The sequence below is a fragment of the Reyranella sp. genome (assembly GCF_004297265.1).
GTDB lineage: Bacteria > Pseudomonadota > Alphaproteobacteria > Reyranellales > Reyranellaceae > Reyranella.
Window position 1 is genome coordinate 26,610 of the sequence record NZ_SCUT01000043.1, and the last position, 16,598, is coordinate 43,207.

The 16,598-nt window shown below is 66.1% G+C and carries 19 protein-coding genes; 7 read left to right on the forward strand and 12 right to left on the reverse strand.

The features are described from left to right. Together EPO41_RS18370 and EPO41_RS18375 are read right to left on the reverse strand one after the other, a co-directional pair. Entirely contained in the window at window positions 1-960 is a 960-nt protein-coding gene (locus EPO41_RS18370; RefSeq protein WP_296328069.1) for an SPFH domain-containing protein, read from the reverse strand. A gap of 66 nt (window positions 961-1,026) precedes the next feature. After that, window positions 1,027-1,791 (reverse strand): hypothetical protein, encoded by a 765-nt coding sequence (locus EPO41_RS18375; RefSeq protein WP_296327908.1) that lies wholly within the window; start codon window positions 1,789-1,791, stop codon window positions 1,027-1,029. Window positions 1,792-1,841: 50 nt separating this feature from the next. On the opposite strand from EPO41_RS18375, the gene EPO41_RS18380 reads away from it, so the two are divergent. From EPO41_RS18380 to EPO41_RS18390, 3 genes are all read left to right on the forward strand, one after another. Then, window positions 1,842-2,495 carry a 2-hydroxychromene-2-carboxylate isomerase gene (locus tag EPO41_RS18380; protein WP_296327911.1) on the forward strand — a complete coding sequence of 218 codons (654 nt, stop codon included), beginning with the start codon at window positions 1,842-1,844 and terminating at the stop codon, window positions 2,493-2,495. Further along, window positions 2,492-3,793 (forward strand): aspartate aminotransferase family protein, encoded by a 1,302-nt coding sequence (locus EPO41_RS18385; RefSeq protein ID WP_296327913.1) that lies wholly within the window; start codon window positions 2,492-2,494, stop codon window positions 3,791-3,793. Before EPO41_RS18380 ends, EPO41_RS18385 begins: the two co-directional genes overlap by 4 nt. Window positions 3,794-3,906: 113 nt before the next feature. After that, window positions 3,907-4,464, forward strand: coding sequence for a hypothetical protein (locus EPO41_RS18390; protein ID WP_296327917.1), 558 nt, complete (start codon window positions 3,907-3,909; stop codon window positions 4,462-4,464). Window positions 4,465-4,536: 72 nt separating this feature from the next. Here the strand turns inward: EPO41_RS18390 and EPO41_RS18395 are convergent, their stop codons facing one another. Then, complete coding sequence (locus EPO41_RS18395) at window positions 4,537-5,502, reverse strand: fatty acid desaturase family protein (RefSeq protein WP_296327919.1); 966 nt, start codon at window positions 5,500-5,502, stop codon at window positions 4,537-4,539. Window positions 5,503-5,568: 66 nt separating this feature from the next. Between EPO41_RS18395 and EPO41_RS18400 the strand changes: the two genes are divergently transcribed. After that, a complete protein-coding gene (locus EPO41_RS18400; protein ID WP_296327922.1) occupies window positions 5,569-6,468 on the forward strand; it encodes an alpha/beta hydrolase in 900 nt (299 codons plus the stop codon). After that, window positions 6,465-7,079: an NAD(P)H-binding protein gene (locus tag EPO41_RS18405; RefSeq protein ID WP_296327925.1), complete on the forward strand. Its 615-nt coding sequence runs from the start codon at window positions 6,465-6,467 to the stop codon at window positions 7,077-7,079. The genes EPO41_RS18400 and EPO41_RS18405 overlap by 4 nt, the downstream gene beginning before the upstream one ends. 127 nt (window positions 7,080-7,206) lie before the next feature. Here EPO41_RS18405 and EPO41_RS18410 read toward each other — a convergent pair whose 3' ends face one another. The 4 genes from EPO41_RS18410 to EPO41_RS18425 are packed head-to-tail and all read right to left on the reverse strand — an operon-like array spanning window position 7,207 to window position 11,269. Further along, complete coding sequence (locus tag EPO41_RS18410; protein ID WP_296327926.1) at window positions 7,207-8,373, reverse strand: M20 family metallopeptidase; 1,167 nt, start codon at window positions 8,371-8,373, stop codon at window positions 7,207-7,209. Between the two features lie 13 nt (window positions 8,374-8,386). Then, a complete protein-coding gene (locus EPO41_RS18415; protein WP_296327929.1) occupies window positions 8,387-9,310 on the reverse strand; it encodes an SDR family NAD(P)-dependent oxidoreductase in 924 nt (307 codons plus the stop codon). Between the two features lie 19 nt (window positions 9,311-9,329). Next, window positions 9,330-10,544 (reverse strand): multidrug effflux MFS transporter, encoded by a 1,215-nt coding sequence (locus tag EPO41_RS18420; RefSeq protein WP_296327932.1) that lies wholly within the window; start codon window positions 10,542-10,544, stop codon window positions 9,330-9,332. Next, window positions 10,541-11,269: a transglutaminase family protein gene (locus EPO41_RS18425; protein ID WP_296327935.1), complete on the reverse strand. Its 729-nt coding sequence runs from the start codon at window positions 11,267-11,269 to the stop codon at window positions 10,541-10,543. Before EPO41_RS18425 ends, EPO41_RS18420 begins: the two co-directional genes overlap by 4 nt. Window positions 11,270-11,307: 38 nt before the next feature. On the opposite strand from EPO41_RS18425, the gene EPO41_RS18430 reads away from it, so the two are divergent. Continuing rightward, window positions 11,308-11,805 carry an SRPBCC domain-containing protein gene (locus tag EPO41_RS18430; protein ID WP_296327937.1) on the forward strand — a complete coding sequence of 166 codons (498 nt, stop codon included), beginning with the start codon at window positions 11,308-11,310 and terminating at the stop codon, window positions 11,803-11,805. 3 nt (window positions 11,806-11,808) lie between these two features. On the opposite strand, the gene EPO41_RS18435 is transcribed toward EPO41_RS18430, so the two are convergent. Genes EPO41_RS18435 through EPO41_RS18455 form a run of 5 tightly spaced genes read right to left on the reverse strand, consistent with a single transcriptional unit; the run spans window position 11,809 to window position 15,576 of the window. Further along, on the reverse strand, window positions 11,809-12,873 hold the full coding sequence (locus EPO41_RS18435) for a TIGR03032 family protein (RefSeq protein ID WP_296327939.1): 1,065 nt from the start codon (window positions 12,871-12,873) through the stop codon (window positions 11,809-11,811). 31 nt (window positions 12,874-12,904) lie between these two features. Further along, complete coding sequence (locus tag EPO41_RS18440; protein WP_296327942.1) at window positions 12,905-13,366, reverse strand: PaaI family thioesterase; 462 nt, start codon at window positions 13,364-13,366, stop codon at window positions 12,905-12,907. After that, window positions 13,363-13,839 (reverse strand): PaaI family thioesterase, encoded by a 477-nt coding sequence (locus tag EPO41_RS18445; RefSeq protein ID WP_296327945.1) that lies wholly within the window; start codon window positions 13,837-13,839, stop codon window positions 13,363-13,365. The genes EPO41_RS18440 and EPO41_RS18445 overlap by 4 nt, the downstream gene beginning before the upstream one ends. Before the next feature lie 18 nt (window positions 13,840-13,857). Next, on the reverse strand, window positions 13,858-14,367 hold the full coding sequence (locus EPO41_RS18450; protein ID WP_296327950.1) for a DUF5625 family protein: 510 nt from the start codon (window positions 14,365-14,367) through the stop codon (window positions 13,858-13,860). Between the two features lie 36 nt (window positions 14,368-14,403). Further along, window positions 14,404-15,576 (reverse strand): acyl-CoA dehydrogenase family protein, encoded by a 1,173-nt coding sequence (locus EPO41_RS18455; RefSeq protein WP_296327952.1) that lies wholly within the window; start codon window positions 15,574-15,576, stop codon window positions 14,404-14,406. A gap of 142 nt (window positions 15,577-15,718) precedes the next feature. Between EPO41_RS18455 and EPO41_RS18460 the strand changes: the two genes are divergently transcribed. Further along, the gene (locus tag EPO41_RS18460; RefSeq protein WP_296327954.1) at window positions 15,719-16,594 is read left to right on the forward strand and encodes a branched-chain amino acid ABC transporter permease; all 876 of its coding nucleotides are present in this window, start codon (window positions 15,719-15,721) and stop codon (window positions 16,592-16,594) included. Window positions 16,595-16,598 lie beyond the last annotated feature (4 nt).

Below are 16,598 nucleotides of genomic sequence, written 5' to 3' on the forward strand. Positions count from 1 at the left end.
TCAGCCCGCGTTTGGAACGGAACCGCGCGACCGCGTGGCCTCGACGCCGCGCGCCTGCGCTTCCTTGGCGAGCTCGCCGATACCGGCGATCGAGGCCATCACGCCGGTCGCCTCGACGGGCAGGAAGAAGACCTTGGCGTTGGTGCTGGAGCCCATCTTGGCCAGGGCCTCGACGTACTTGGTGCCGAGGAAGTAGTTGGTCGCCTGCACGCCGTTGCCGGCGATCGCCTCGGCCACGACCGACGTCGCCTTGGCTTCGGCCTCGGCCATGCGCTCGCGCGCCTCGGCGTCGCGGAAGGCGGCCTCGCGGCGGCCCTCGGCGGTGAGGATCGCCGACTGCTTCTCGCCCTGGGCCCGCTGGATGCTCGATTCACGGATGCCCTCGGCCTCGAGGATGGTCGCGCGCTTCTCGCGCTCGGCCTTCATCTGCCGGCCCATCGCCACCACGATGTCCTCGGGAGGCGCGATGTCCTTGACCTCGATGCGCAGCACCTTGACGCCCCAGGGGCTGGTCGCCTGGTCGATCACCGCCAGCAGCGTGTTGTTGATGTCGTTGCGCTTCGACAGTGCCTCGTCGAGCGCCATGTTGCCCATGACCGAGCGGATGTTGGTCAGCACCAGGTTGGTGATCGCCAGCTGGAGGTTCTGGACCTCGTAGGCGGCGCGGGCGGCGTCGATCACCTGATAGAAGGCCACGGCATCGACCTGCACGGTGGCGTTGTCCTTGGTGATCACCTTCTGCGCCGGAATGTCGAAGACGTTCTCCTGCATGTTCATCTTGCGGCCGATCGTATCGATGAAGGGCACGATGAAATGCAGACCGGGCGCCAGGGTGCGCGTGTAGCGGCCGAACCGCTCGACCGTCCAGTTGGTGCCCTGGTTCACCGTCTTGACGCCGGCGAAGATCAGCACGAGCGCCACGAGGACGACGGCCAGCACGAAAATCAGGGCACCCGATATCATTCAGCGTCTCCTCCGGTTTACGGGAGACACTAGCCCAAGGGCGGGCGCGGGACTATCGCGCCTCTAGTCGGCGGCGGCGGCGAACTCGGTGACGGGACCGCGCAGATCCTTCGGCGCCGCGGCGGCTCGCTGGTCGGTGGCAAGCCAGCGGTCGAGGAAGCCGTTGATCCACCGGTCGAGCGGCGGATCGTAGAGCGCATGCATGGACAGGTGGACACCGCGCTGCTGTGCACCCGGCATCTTGAGGCGCTCGGCCGCCGAAAGCGTCCAGATGCCCTTCATCTCCAGGGTGACCTCGGGATGGAACTGGAAGCCGAAGGCATTGGGGCCGCAGCGGAAACCCTGCACGGGATACCGGTCGTTGGTCGCCAGCAACTCGCAGCAGTCCGGGATGGTCATGCCCTCGCGGTGCCACTGGTAGACCTTCATCGGCGCCCTGAACCACGCGCGCCCCGCCTCGGTGGGCTCGACATCGACATAGCCGATCTCGACATGCCCCTCGGGGTGAGGTCCGACCCGGCCGCCGGCGGCGCGCGTCAGCAGCTGGGCGCCGAGGCAGAGGCCGAGGAAGGGAACGCCCGCTTCCACGACCTTCGGAATCCATTCGAGTTCGCACTTGATACCCGCCAGGGTGCCGCAGTCGTTGGCCGACATCGGTCCGCCAAAGATCACCACGCCCGCATAGTCGGACATGTCTTCAGGCAGATTGCAGCCCAGATTGGGGCACAGTCGGTGAAGTTCGTAACCGCGCTTTTCGAGCAGGGCGCCGACCCGTCCGGGCCGCGAATGCTGCTGATGCACGACGATGGCGATCTTTTTAGGGCCCATTTCTCTACACTGGCCAGTCGGTACCGTCATGGATTTGCAAGATACGCGCCATGTATGGCAACGACAAGGCGAACGGCCTTCGGGAGGACGAAATGGCGCGCCAGCTCGACTTCTACTTCGATTGTTCCAGCCCATGGACCTATCTCGCCTTCCACGCGATCCAGCCGCTGGCGCACCAGGCGGCTGCCGAGATCGTCTGGAAGCCGATCCTCGTCGGCGGCGTGTTCAATGCCGTGAACCAGACCGTCTACGAGAGCCGCGCCAAGCCCAACCCGCTGAAGCAGGCCTATATGCAGAAGGACATGCAGGACTGGGCCCGCCTCTACGGGCTCGCCATCAGGTTCCCGCCGACGGTCTTCCCGGTGAACAGCGTGAAATGCATGCGCGGCGCCTTCGTGGCGCTCGACGAGGACAAGCTGGTCCCCTATGCGGCCGCTGCCTTCGAGGCCTATTGGGGCGACGACCGCGACCTGTCCCGCGAGGAGGTCCTGGCCGACATCGCGAAGAAGGCCGGCATCGAGCGCCAGCATTTCTTCGCCGGGATCGAGACCGACTCCTGCAAGGCGCGGCTGCGCTCCAATACCGACGAGCTGATCGCCCGCGGCGGCTTCGGCAGCCCGACGATCTTCGTCGGCAACGACATGTTCTTCGGCAACGACCGCATGCCGCTGGTCAAGGCCGCGCTGGAGGCCGTCGCCGCATGAGCAGGAACGCCGATCCCGATTTCTGGGCCAAGGCCCGCGCCCATCTGGTGCGCTATGGCGGCGCCTTCTCGCCGCTGATCGCCGAGAGCGCGGCCGGCAACTACTTCACCGATGCCGACGGCCGGAAGATCCTCGATTTCACCTCGGGCCAGATGAGCGCTATCCTGGGCCACAGCCATCGCGAGATCGTCGAGGTGGCGCGCCACTATATCGGCGAACTCGACCATCTCTATTCGACGATCCTGTCCCGGCCGGTCGTCGAGCTGGCGGCGCTGATCGCCGAGGTCTCGCCCGGGAAACTCGACCGCGTGCTGCTGGTTTCGACCGGCGGCGAATCGAACGAGGCAGCCCTGCGCATGGCGAAGCTGGTGACCGGCCGTCACGAGATCGTGGCGATGAGCCGGTCGTGGCACGGCGTCACCGGCGGCGCGGCCTCGGCCACCTATTCGTCCAGCCGCAAGGGCTACGGTCCGCCGCAGCCCGGCGCGATCGTCCTCCCGGCGCCCGACACCTACCGCTCGCGCTTCATCGACGATCGCGGCATCTACGACTGGCAAGGCGAACTCGATTTCGGCTTCGAGCTGGTCGACCGCCAGTCGAGCGGCGCCCTGGCCGCCTGCATCGTCGAGCCGATCCTGAGTTCGGGCGGCGTGCTGGAACCGCCGGAAGGCTGGATGGCGGCGCTGGCCGCAAAATGCCGCGAACGCGACATGCACCTGATCTTCGACGAGGCGCAGACGGGGCTCGGCCGCACCGGCACCCTGTTCGCCTGCGAGCGCGACAGGGTGGTGCCGGACTATCTCACCCTCTCCAAGACGCTGGGCGCCGGCCTACCGCTGGCAGCCATGCTGACGACGCCGGAGATCGAGGACGTGGCGGCAGAACGCGGCTTCCTCTTCTACACGACGCACGCCTCCGATCCCCTGCCCGCCGCCGTCGGCCTGAAGGTCATCGAGGTGATTCTGCGCGATCGCTTCACGGAGCGCGCGGCGGCCCTCGGCAAGCGGCTGAAGGACGGTCTGCAGGCGCTGCAGCAGCGCCACGACTGCATCGGTGACGTGCGGGGGCGCGGCCTCCTGCTCGGGCTGGACCTGGTGAAGGACCGGCGCTCCCGAACACCCGACCCGGACCTTGCCCAGAAGGTGGCCCGGAATTGCCTGGAGTTGGGGATGATGACCAGCACCGTCCGTGGCGGCTTCGGGATATTCCGCATCGCGCCGCCGCTGACCGTGTCGGAGGCCGAGATCGACCTCGGGCTGGAGATGTTCGACCGGGCGCTCACCAAAGCTTTACACTGAGAATTGAGGGAAATCGGCGCATCAAGCCCCGCAATTGGTATTAGCGTTTGAAACGGGCGGCTAACTGTTGTACCCGCTGGCGGTTTCCGGCCAACGGCGTTGGGAGTTTGCGGATGTTCAAGAGGCTTACACAGGCGGCGATTCTTGCGGGGAGCATCCTCGCCCTGGGCGCCTGCACGCTCGGCGAGTCCAAGACAGCGGCTGCACCCGTGAAGCCGCCAGCGGCCGACTACCAGGCGCCCGTTCCGCCGTCGCCTCCCGCAGGCCAAACCCGGGCCATCTGTTACAATGCAGCGGATCTCGCGATTGTGCGCGCACGCATGGTGCAGCAGGAACTCCAGGTCGTAACGCTGCAGTGCCAGGGCCCCGGCGGACGCCGCGCCTACGAGCAGGTCTATGCCGATTTCGTCGGCAAGTTCCGCACCGAGTTCGCGACCAACGCCCGCTCGCTCTCTCAGATCGCCGGACGCAAGCGCTTCAACACCGACGTGTTCGTGACCGAAGTCGCCAACCGCACGGCGCAGCGCGCTCCGACCGACAAGGAATTCTGCTCGCGCGGCAAGCGCGCCTTCGACTGGGCGATGGACGCGAAGGTCACGACCCTCTCGCAGGTTCCGCCGCCATACGATCTCGGCCCCGAGATGAACATCTACGCTTGCCCGGCCCAGTAAACGGGCGTCGAACGGAACGAGACGAAGGCGGTCCCGTGGGGCCGCCTTTTCTTTTGGCCGACGGTGGCAGATCTAGATGTGCTGCGCCGACCGTTTGCCGGAACCGCGCCCGCCGCCCTTTGCGCCAGTGGTCGCGGCTTTGAGCACGGCGAGATAGCCCGGCTGCAGTTCCATCGACAGACGGCGGCCTCCGTCCAGCAGGGCGCGATGCGCCTGCGGCAGACGCCAGCACGGCACGAACATGAACAGGTGATGCTCGAGGTGGTAGTTCACCCAGTAGGGCGCCACCAGGAGCCTCATCAGGGGGTTGGCGTAGGTGGTCCGCGTGTTGCGCAGCGGATCGTCGTTGTCCGGCACGACGGCGTGCTCGGCAATATTCCGGATGCGACTCACGAGCTGGTACCAGGTCGCGAGCGGCAGCAGCCACATCACCGGATAGAGCCACCAGTATCCGGCGGCTGAAAGTCCTGCGAGCAGGACGAAGTTCGCGATCAGCGGGCCCTTCTCCTTGCGCCACAGGTTTCCGAGCTGCGCGGCAAGCGGCGCTTCCGCCGGCCCCAGCGCACGGCGGATCTGCTCGCCGCGCCTCAGGAACGCCGTCTGTCCGGTGAGGTCGCGCACGATCTTGCGGCGCAGGCTGGCGCGGCTGGTCGGGAAGGCGGCCGACAGGCCGAGGTCGGGATCCCCGGCCTGCTGGGTGAACCGGTGATGCTGCAGGTGATACGGCCGGTAGAGCGTCAGGCTGGTGAACACCGGAAAGGCGCAGAGCCAGCTTCCCACCCAGTCGTTGAGGCGGCGGTCGGCCAGGAGCAGCCCGTGCGCGGCGTCATGCATCAGGATGGCGATTCCGAGCTGGCGACCGCCGATCACCATCACGCCCAGCAGGAAGGTGAACGGATTGGGCCACCAGGCGAACAGCGCCATGCTGCCCGCGATCAGCGCCCAGGCGTGCAGCACGAGCAGCGCTCCGACGAGGTTCGACTTGGCGCCGAGCCTGCGCGTCTGTTCCAAAGTCAGGAAATCGCCGATCCGGCTCATTCTCCGAGGCTGGTCGCGGCACGCGCGGCTGTCAACGGCGGCGCGGGGCCGCTATACGTTTGACACATGCAACGCAAATCCATCCGCACGGACGTCCTCGACGTCACCTACGAGGAGCACGGGCCGCCCGACGGGGCGCCGGTGATCCTGCTGCACGGCTTCCCCTACGACGTGCGAGCCTATGACGAGGTGGCGCCGGCCCTGGCCGCCGACGGCAACCGAGTGCTGGTGCCGTATCTGCGGGGCTATGGTCCCACCCGCTTTCTGTCGTCGGCCACGCTGCGCTCGGGCGAGCAGGCGGCGCTCGGCCACGACCTCCACCAGCTCATGGACGCGCTCGGCATCCAGCGTGCCGCGCTCGCGGGCTACGACTGGGGCGGCCGCGCGGCCTGCATCGTGTCGGCCCTGTGGCCCGAGCGCGTGCGATGTCTGGTGAGCTGCACCGGGTACAATCTCCAGAACATCGCGGCCTCGGTGGAACCCGCCGCCGCCGCCGCGGAGCACCGCCTCTGGTACCAATACTATTTCAACACCGAGCGCGGACGCGCCGGCCTCACGAAGAACCGCCGCGACATCTGCAGGCTTCTGTGGAGCCTGTGGTCCCCGGAATGGAAGTTCGACGATGCGACGTTCGAGAAGACGGCCTCCTCGTTCGACAATCCCGACTTCGTCGACGTGGTGATCCAGTCCTACCGCCATCGCTACGGCTACGCCAAGGGCGATCCCCTGCTGGAGCCGATGGAGGCGCTGCTCGCCAGGCAACCGGTCATCCCGGTGCCCAGCATCAATCTCCACGGCGCCGCCGACGGCGTCGGGCCCGCGTCCGACCGCGACGGCCAGTCCGACAAGTTCACCGGCGGCTATGAGCGGCGCATGCTGCCGCGCATCGGCCACAACGTCCCCCAGGAGGCGCCGGCGGAGACCGTGGCGGCCCTGCGCCATCTCATGAAGGAAACGCTGCAATGACCGCCATCGCCCTGATCGGCTCCACCGGCAATATCGGCAGCCGCGTTCTCGACGAGGCGCTTTCGCGCAAGCACAGCGTCACGGCCATCACGCGCGACGCCTCCAAGCTGAAGCCGCGCGCCGGCATGACAATCCGGCAGGGCAGCACGACCGACGTCGTGTCCATGGCGGCCATCCTCAAGGGCCACGACATCGTGGTGGCGTCGGTGAAATGGAACGAAGCCAGCGTCCATCACGTGCTGGAGGCAGTGCGCAACAGCGGCGTGAAGCGCGTGCTGTTCGTGGTTGGTGCCGGCAGCCTGTTGCGCGCCGACGGCCGCACCCATCTCGATCACATGGCCGATCGCGGCATCCAGCCGCCGACCTCGAAGCCCGCGTCGCTGGCGCTGGAAGAGATTCGCAAGGTGAAGGACCTCGACTGGACGGCGATCTCGCCGCCAGCCTCGATCCAGCCGGGCGAGCGCACCGGGAAGTTCCGCCTCGGCAAGGATCTCCTGCTCGAGGACAAGGACGGCCAGAGCGCCATCAGCCGCGAAGACTTCGCGGTCGCCATCGTGAACGAAATCGAGAAGCCCAAGCACGCCCGCAAGCGCTTCACGGCCGCCTACTGAGGTCAAGGGAGCGCGCCACTCCAGTGGCGCTCATGTCTTGGTTGTCGACAACGCTTGAGCGCCACTGGAGTGGCGCGCTCCATTGATGGTCTTCGCTGCACCTTAACCCATCTTGCCCAGGACGGCCCTACTCCAGCGTCTCCAGCAGGCGTGCGCAGAGGTAGGTGCGCGGCTCGAGCGATGAATAATAGATCTGCTCGGTGACGGCGTGAGCGCCCTTGCCGTCAGCGCCCAGCCCGTCGAGCGTCGGGATGCCGAGTGCCGCGGTGAAGTTGCCGTCGCTGCCGCCGCCGGTCAGCGGCACGTCGTTCAGCTCCTTGCCGATCTCGCGATAGATCGCCTGTGCCTTCTGGAAGAGATCGGTGATGCCGGCATCCTTCTGGTACGGCGGCCGGTTCATGCCACCCTCGACTATGAGCTCGACCTCCTTGCCGATCGGCTCGAGGTTCAGGAACCAGTGCGTCATCTCCTCGGCCAGCTGCATGCTGGGCACGCGCAGGTCGACGTCGATCGAGCACTCGGCCGGCGTCACGTTGACTCCCGAGCCGCCGCGGATCAGGCCGACGTTGCAGGTGATGCCGCGGGCATAGTCGGTCTTCTCCTCGATGCGCACGATCTGGCGGGCGATCTCCAGGATGGCGCTGCGGCCGTCCTCGTGGCGCACGCCGGCATGGGCGGCGCGGCCCCTGGCCGTCAGGGTGAAGCGGCCGACGCCCTTGCGCGACGTCACGACCTTGTCGCCGTCGCGGCCGGGCTCCATCACCAGCGCGTATTTGTGGCCCTTGGCGGCTTCCTCGATGCGGGCGCGCGAGGTCGGGCTGCCGACCTCCTCCTCGGGGATGAACAGAAACGTCACGGGCAACCTGGTCTTCTTCCCCTGGCGGATCAGGTGCCTGAGCGCATAGTAGGCGATGTAGCCGCCCGACTTCATGTCGTAGATGCCGGGACCGAAGACGCTGTCGCCTTCCCGGCGGATCTTCAGCTCCTTTTCCTTCATCCCGAGCGGGTGGACCGTGTCGAGATGGGCAAGGACCAGAATGCCCTTGCCCTGCCCCGTGCTCCACCCGGCCGGGGTCTTCGCTTCAAGGATGTCGCCGAAGCCGTCACGGCCCGGCGTGCGCTCCAGGTCGAGGCCAAGGTCGCGGAACTGGCCCTCGACCTTGTCGACCATGACATTGACCGCCTTCGCGTCGTGGCTCGGGCTCTCGATCTCGATCCACTCGACGATACCCTCCAGGATCTCCTTGGGCTCGATCCTGGGTTCGTTCTTCATGCGCTCGGCAGCCATCGTCATCAGTCCTCTCGACTCAGATCGGATCCCAGGTGAAGTACTCGGGCGAGCGCTTCAGGTCGGTGAAGAAAGGCTTCATCGACGGCACCGCGTGCTCGGCGATGTCCTCAAGGGTCCAGCCTTCGGAGTTATGCACGGACCGTACCGGGCGGTTGGCGTTGAACAGCATGATCTCGTTCATGCGCACGCCGAAGATCTGCGAGGTGATGCCCTGCTCCTGGGCCGAGTCCGACAGGAGGTAGACCGCCATCGGGGCGATCTTGGCCGGGGTCATCTTCTTGGAGCGCTCCAGGCGCGCCTTCTGGGCCTCGGTATCGGCGGGAATCGTGCCGATCATGCGCGTCCAGGCGAACGGCGAGATGCAGTTGGAGCGGACGTTGAAGGCCGCCATGTCGAGCGCGATCGAGCGCGACAGGCCGATGATGCCCATCTTGGCCGCCGAGTAGTTGGCCTGGCCGAAGTTGCCGACGAGGCCCGACGTCGAGGTGAAGTGCACGAAGGCGCCGGACTTCTGTTCCTTGAAGTAGTTGGCGGCGGCGCGGCTGGTATTGAACGAGCCGTTCAGATGCACGTCGATCACCATCTTCCAGTCCATGTGGCTCATGCGATGGAAGATGCGGTCGCGCAGGATGCCGGCATTGTTGATGACGCCGTCGATGCGGCCGAAATTCTCGACCGCCGCCTTGACCATGCGCTCGGCGCCGGCGGGATCGGCCACGCTGTCGCCGTTCGGGACGGCCTGGCCGCCGGCCGCCGCGATCTCGGCGCAGACCTTCTCGGCCGCCGTCGCGCTGCCGCTGCCCTCGCCGTCGACCGCGCCGCCGAGGTCGTTGACCACGACCTTGGCGCCCTCGCGAGCGGCCAGCAGCGCCATTTCGCGGCCGATGCCGCCGCCCGCGCCGGTCACCAGCACGACCTTGTCCTTCAGCATGTTCGTCATCGTCTTCTCTCTCCCTCTTCTAATCATCCAGTTTCGGGGCGCGCGGTTCACCGCGCAACAGTCGTGCGCTCAGCACCGTCGCGATCGCGAACGGCGTAAGTCCGATCACCATCGGCATCGCGACATAGCGGCTGCCGACCACGGTGAGAGCCGCCACCGCGATCGTGCCCATGGCGCCCATGCCCATCTGTGCGAGGCCGGCCAGAGACGAAGCGGTGCCGGCGAGACGCGGATAGAGGCCGACGGCGCCGGCATTGGCGTTGGCGACGATCATGCCCGTGCCGAAGCTCAGCAACATGTGCGGGCCGACGATTGCCCACCAGGTAACGATGCCGGAGAGCGAAAGAGCCGCCATGCCGACCAGTGCCGCCACGTGAAACCAGCCCGAGAACATGATGATGTCGACCGGCGCGACCCTGCCGACCAAGCGATTGTTCACGAAGGTGCCGAACGTGAAGCCGCCGACCGAGAGCAGCACGATCAGGCCGAACTCGCGGGGGCTGAAGCCCATGCTCTCCTGCAGCACGAAGGGCACGCCTGCCAGCATCCCGAAATTCAGGGCGAAGGCGAAGCCCAGCGGCAGGATGTGACCGAGGAAACGGCGATCGCGCAGCATTTCGCCCGAGCCGCGCAACAGGCTCGACAGGTCGATCCGCTCGCTGCGGAACTTGTTGGTCTCGCGCAGGCCCGCCAAGGTCACCAGGAACAGGATTGCGCCGAAGCCGCCGACGAACCAGAAGGTCGCCCGCCAGCTCGACCATTCGCCGAGGAATCCGCCGATCGTCGGCGCCAGCGACGGCGCGATGTTCTGGCCGAGCGAGATCCAGCTCATGACCAGCGGCATTTCCTTGAACGTATAGGCATCGCGCGTCAGCGCGCGGCCCAGCACCGAGCCCGAGGCCGCTCCCAGGCCCTGCAGGATGCGCAACCCGATCAACCCGCCGATCGACGGCGCGAAGGAACAGGCGAAGCTGGTGATCGCAAAGAACAGGAGGCCGCCCAGCAGGACCGGCCGGCGCCCATAGCGGTCGCTGAGCGGGCCGTAGAAGAGCTGGCCGACCGCGAAGCCCAGCATGTAGGTGGTCAGCGTCAGTTTCACGTTGTCCGGCGTCGTGAGAAGCTCGTGGCCGACCGACGGCATGACCGGCGTGTAGATGCTCATGGTGAGCGGGCCGAAGCTGCCCAACGCCACCAGAAGCGCAATGTAGGCAGGCGACCGCGGTGTCAGGTTCACTTGGCTTTCGCCTCTGCTGCGCCCTCAGCGCCGAAATCGCCGCCCAGCGCCATCTCTTCCTGCGCTTTCGTCATGCGCGGATAGTAGTGGCGGAAGGCGCCGCGGATCTCCTCGAACGGGATGTCGGCGAAGACGCCGCGATAGGCGAGATATTCCATGTGGCGGCGGCCACTGAGATCGAACGGGTGGTAGATGGAATCGCCCACGGCGTCCCAGTCGAGCGGCTTCAGGCCGAACCTGTCGGTGAGTTCGCGGTTGAAGGCCGGCGTCGCCTTGACCCAGCGCCCGTCCAGCCAGACGTCGGTGTAGCCGTGATAGTAGAAGACGTCGCTGCCCATCAGCTCCGACAGCCGCTTGGTCGTCATGTGGTTGCGCACATCGGCATAGCCCAGCCGCGCCGGAATGCCGGCGGCCCTGCAGACCGCGGCCATGACGCCCGCCTTGTTCACGCAGTAGCCGTGCCCGGCCGCCACGGTCGTGCTGGCACGATAGGCCTCGCGTTTCATCGGCGTGTTGTAGGGATCGTAGCGCAGCTCGTCGCGCACCGCGTAGTACAGACGCAGTGCCTTCTCCCGGTCACTGCCGTCCCCAGCCACGCGCCTTGCGTAGGCCACGATTATCGGGTGTTGTGAATCGATCAAGTCGCCTGGAAGCCGGTAGGCCTCGAAGCTGGCGCCGTCACGAACGACGTCGTCGGCCGGGGTCTTGAGCGATTCGTAATCCATGTGCGGCGTTTTCTTTAAGGCAAGAGGCAGGAAAGTCCATGAGCGACGGCGCGCAATTCACCCATGCGCATATGGTGCGCTTCGAGCGGCACCTTCCCGGCCCGCCCGCGCAGGCGTGGGGCTATCTGGCGGAGCCCGGCCGCCTCCCCGGCTGGTACGGCGACGGCAGGATCGAGCCGAGAGTGGGTGGCGCCGTGTCGCTGATGGGCGGCCACATCCGCGGGGTGGTCACGCAATGGCAACCGCCGGGCCGGCTGGCCTACACATGGAACGTGTACAATCCGGGCGACGCGACGTCGCCCTACCCGGAGTCCTATGTGATCTTGACTCTGGCGCCGACGGCGGAGGGCACCACCTTCACGCTGGAACACCTGCCCGTGCTGGAGTCGTTCGTGAAGCTGAACGCCATGGGCTGGCACACCTTCGTCGACATGGTCGACGCCGCCGTCCGCGGCGAGGCGGTGCAGGGACGCGACCACTACATGGCGCAGAACGCCCAACGCTACGGCGTGGATCTGGGGAACCGTCCGGGCTGATCGCTATTCGATCGACACGGTGCGGCGGATCTCATCGCTCTTGAAGCCGATCATCATCGGCCGTGCGAGACCCGGCAGGGCGACGAGGTCATAGAGTTCATTGACGACGCCCTCGAGCCGCAGCCAGTGCGCGACGTCGCCCGTCCGCGTGTCGATCACGAACACGCCGCAACGCGGGCCGACCCTGGCGGCGGCCAGACGGTCCTGCAGCGGCAGGCCGGCGAAAGTGCGGTTCTCGCGGGGTTCCGAGAGGCCTACGAGCGCATAGGGGCCGACGAAGTCGAGCCCGCGGAGATAGCCCGGGCAGAAGGCCAGCGGCTCGAAGCGGCCATTGGCCAGGTCGACCGTGCCCACCTCGCCCGCACCGGAGTTCAGCACCCAGAGCCTGCCCTCGTGCAGCCGTGGCGAATGGGGCATCGAGAGTCCGCGGCACACCACCTCGCCCGAGGCCACATCGACCACGACACCGCCGCTGGTACGATGCTCGCGCCAACCGTCGGTAACGTCGGTCTCGGCGACGCAGGTCACATAGGCTGGCTCGCCGTCGCGCATCGCCAGGCCGTTCAGGTGGCAGCGATCCTCCGGCGCCAGCCGCGAAATGAAAGGCGGCTTCCACAACGGCCTGAAGCTGTGCGTTTCGCTGGTGGTCGCCAGGCAGGAGAACAGCGTGTTGGCGAAAACCAGCCTGCCGTCGCCGCCGAACGCGACGTCGTGAACGTCGAGATCGGCGGTATAGGTCGCCGACTGCGGCACGAACAGCGCATCGTAGCCGGCGGCGCCGGGCGTGCCGCGGGCGGCATCGACGAAGCTGCTGATCTGGATCATCGACGCGACGACCAGGCGTGAATCATGGAAGGCCATGCCCATCGGCCGCTCCAGCGTGCGCTCGAATACCGAGAGCCGCCCCGACTGCCCGTTGGTGCCGACCAGGATGACCTTGCTGCTCTGGTAGGTCGAGATCGCGAGGCTGCCGCCGCTATCGGCCAACCAGCTCGGGAACTGCCGCGAGGCGGTTACGACGAAGGCCGGCTTTTCCTGTCCGGCGGGCGGGACTGCAGTATTCTCCACGACGTGCCAGCACCTTAGATCAAACGGATGATTACAGCGACGGCGGGGCGTCGGCGTCGGATTTCACCAGGAAATGGGCGTTGGCAGTGGCGACGGGTCGCGATCGGTCCTCCTGCCAGGCTTCGGCGAAGACGTTGACCATGCGGCGGCCCTGCTTGGTGACCTTGGCGCACGCGATCACGTCGACCGGCCGCGCCGAGCGCAGGTAGTCGACCGTGATGTTGACGATCTTCGGCACCGTCTCGGTCTCCGTCTCCCACAGGAGATGGAAGATCGCCGCCATCTCGAGCATCGCGCCCAGGGTGCCGCCATGGATCGCCGGCAGGAAGGTGTTGCCGATCAGCTCCGGGTGATAGCGCATGCGGGTCAGCAGCTCGCCGGTGCCGTTCTCCGGCGCGATCTGCATCCAGCGCGCATAAGGGATGGCTTCGGCCAGCCGCGCGACGTTGCCTTCCTTGCGCGCCTCGGCCAAGCGAGTGAGCAGCGCGCTCATGGCTTATCTCCCGGCGGCAGCCGCGTCGGCCTGCCCTTGGTGCCCAGCATGAAAGTACCCGCGGCGGCCGCGATCGGGTCCTTGGCATCGCCATGATGGGCGAAAGCCCGCGTGAAGGCGACCGACCGCGTGATGCGATAGCACTCCGCCTCGGCGATCACCGGCTTGCCGGGTTCGGCCGGCCGTACATAGTCGATGCGCAGGTCGAGCGTCGCGAAGGGCTCCGGCGCCTTCAGCATGGTGGCGACCGACATGCCGCAGCAGCCGTCGAGCATGGCGGTGAGCGGACCGCCCGCCAGCACGCCGGTCTCGGGATTGCCCACGAACTCCTCGCGCCAGTCGAGCTGCATCGAGGCGAAGCCACGCGAGGCGCCGATCACCTTCAGGCCCAGCGCCTTGTTGTGCGGGATGTTGTCCGAAAACCATTGCTGGAAGAGCGCGATGCGTGCGTCCTTGCTGGTGACAGGAGACATGCGATACTCCGGAATGTACTAGCGATATGGCTTGGCGCGCGGATCGAATCCGATTTCGAGATGGGTTCCAATTCCGGCGAACTCCGGCAGATCGCGAACCGTCCATGTTTGGATCCGATAGATACCCGGCGGCAGACGAACTTTTACGACTGTTCGCACATAAACGTCGGAGCGGAAAGCAGATGTGCCTTCCGTCAAGGCCGTTCCCTCAAGGTAGAAGTGGCCAGTCGCTGACTCTGTCTTTGAGCTGATCCTGAACCTGATTGGTATCGCAACACCGGGACTACCCATTCGACCGCTGGGAAAACGCGACCCATCGCCGATAAGGGCGGAAATGCGATTCCTTTCTGCCTGGTCGCCAAACAAAAAGAGCAGGGCCACTTCGTAAACGCGGTTCTCGACTATGCTTATGGTCTGGTCGAGCGCATTGTCCGCCCGCGTTATTTCAAGAGGAAACTGCGTCCGAGGCGTAGCGTAGGTTTGTGCAGCCGCCTCGAACGGCATCACTACAGCAAGCGCTGCTACCACGATTGAAAATCGAACGCGTCCCATTCGGCGATCTTGCTAAAACCCCATCTGGCGGGCGGCGAGATCCTTCATGATCTCGGTCGAGCCGCCGCCGATCGACATGACCTTGGTCTCGCGATAGATGCGCTCGACCTTGGCGCCCCGTAGATAGCCTGCGCCGCCGAAGATCTGCATCGCCTCGTTGGCGCAGAATTCCAGGGTCGAGGTCGCGAGGTTCTTCAGCATGCAGATCTCGGCGACCGGCTTCTCGCCCTGCCCGACCCGATACGCCAGCAATTCGAGCGTCGACTTCACGGCGTTGATCCGCATCGCCATGTCGACCAGCCGGTGGCGCACCACCTGGTTGGCGATCAGCGGCTTGCCGAAGGTGTGGCGCTCGCGCGCATAGGCGATGGCTTCGTCGAGGCAGACCCTGGCATAGCCGCAGGCGCCGGCCGCCATGCCCAGCCGCTCGGAATTGAAATTCAGCATGATGCCGATGAAGCCGCGATTCTCCTCGCCGATCAGGTTCTCGACCGGCACCTTCACATTGTCGAAGAAGAGCTGGGCCGTGTCCGACGCCCACCAGCCCATCTTCTTCAGCTTGGTTCGCGCGAAGCCCTCGCGGTCGCGTTCGATCAGGAGCAGCGAAACACCGCCCGCGCCCGGCCCACCGGTGCGCACCGCCACGGTGTAATAGTCGGCGCGCATCCCCGAAGTGATGAACATCTTGGAGCCGTTGACGACATAGTGGTCGCCCTCGCGCCGCGCCGTGGTCTTGAGATTGGCCACGTCGGAGCCGCCGCTGGGCTCGGTGATGGCGAGTGCGCTGATCTTCTCGCCCGCCAGAACCTCGGGCAGCACCTTGCGCTTCATCCACTCAGGTCCGAGTGCCGCAATGGGGGGCGAGCCGATCGTGTGGCTGTTGAGGCTGGCATTGAGGCCGCCGCTGCCGTGGCGCGCCATTTCCTCGGCCTTGACGATGCCGAAGAACGGATCGGTCGGGACGCCGCCGTAGGCTTCAGGAAAACCGAGCTGCATCAGACCCGCAGCCGAGGCCTTGCGGTAGAGTTCGCGCGGGAATTCCTCGGCCTCGTCCCACTGGTCGACATGTGGCAGGATCTCGCGCTCGACGAAGCGCCGGACGGTGCTTCGGAACGCCTCGTGCTCCTCTGTGTAGAACGGCGACGGCGGCCTCCCCGACGGGATGGCCTGCGCGGCGAGCGACATGAATTTCTCCGGTAACGAGCGTTCGATCGCGCAACAGTACAGCGCGCCGGCTGAAAATCCATTGACTCTCCGCAGCGCCGCCATGTCTTATGATTCAAGTTAAACGCGAAGCCACCAAACGGCCGGTTTACAGGGTAGAGGAATGCTCGATTTCATCCAGCAGCTGGTGAGCGGTATCGCGCTCGGCTGTGTCTATGGCCTCATCGCACTGGGCTTCGTCCTCATCTACAAGGCGACAGAGGTCGTGAACTTCGCCCAGGGCGACCTGATGATGCTGGGCGGGTTCTTCGTCTTCACCTTCATCGGCCTGATGGGTCTCGACTACTGGCTGGGCTTCCTGTTCGCCGTCTGCGCCATGGCGGTGTTCGGCATGGCAACCGAGCGAATCCTGATCCGGCCGATCCTGGGCTATCCGCAATTCTCCATCGTCATGGCCACCATCGGGCTGGGATACTTCCTGCGCTCGGTCGCCGGCATGATCTGGGGCACCGACGACCTCAAGATCGAGACCCCCTTCTCGACCGGCGTCCTGAAGCTCGGCGACCTGGTGATCGCCCACGACAAGCTCTCGGTGATCGTGGCCACCGTCATCCTGTGCGCCGTGCTCTACGCCTTCTTCAACTACACGCGGATGGGCACCGCCATGCGCGCCACCTCGGAGAACATGCTGGCCGCCTATTACATGGGCATTCCGGTGAAACGGGTGGTGTCGCTGATCTGGGCGATCAGCGCCGCGGTGGCGGCGACCGCCGGCGTGCTGCTGGCGCCGATCACCTTCATCCATTCCAACGTCGGCCTCGCCCTCGGCCTGAAGGCCTTCCCGGCCGCGGTCCTGGGCGGCTTCGGCTCGATCCCCGGCGCGCTGATCGGCGGCCTGATCATCGGCGTCATCGAGACGCTCGCCGGCTTCTACCTGCCGCAGGGCTGGAAGGACGTCGCCCCCTACGTCGTGCTGCTGATCGTCCTGCTGGTCCGGCCGCATGGGCTGTTCGGCCCCAGCATGCGCAAGAAGGTCTGAGCCC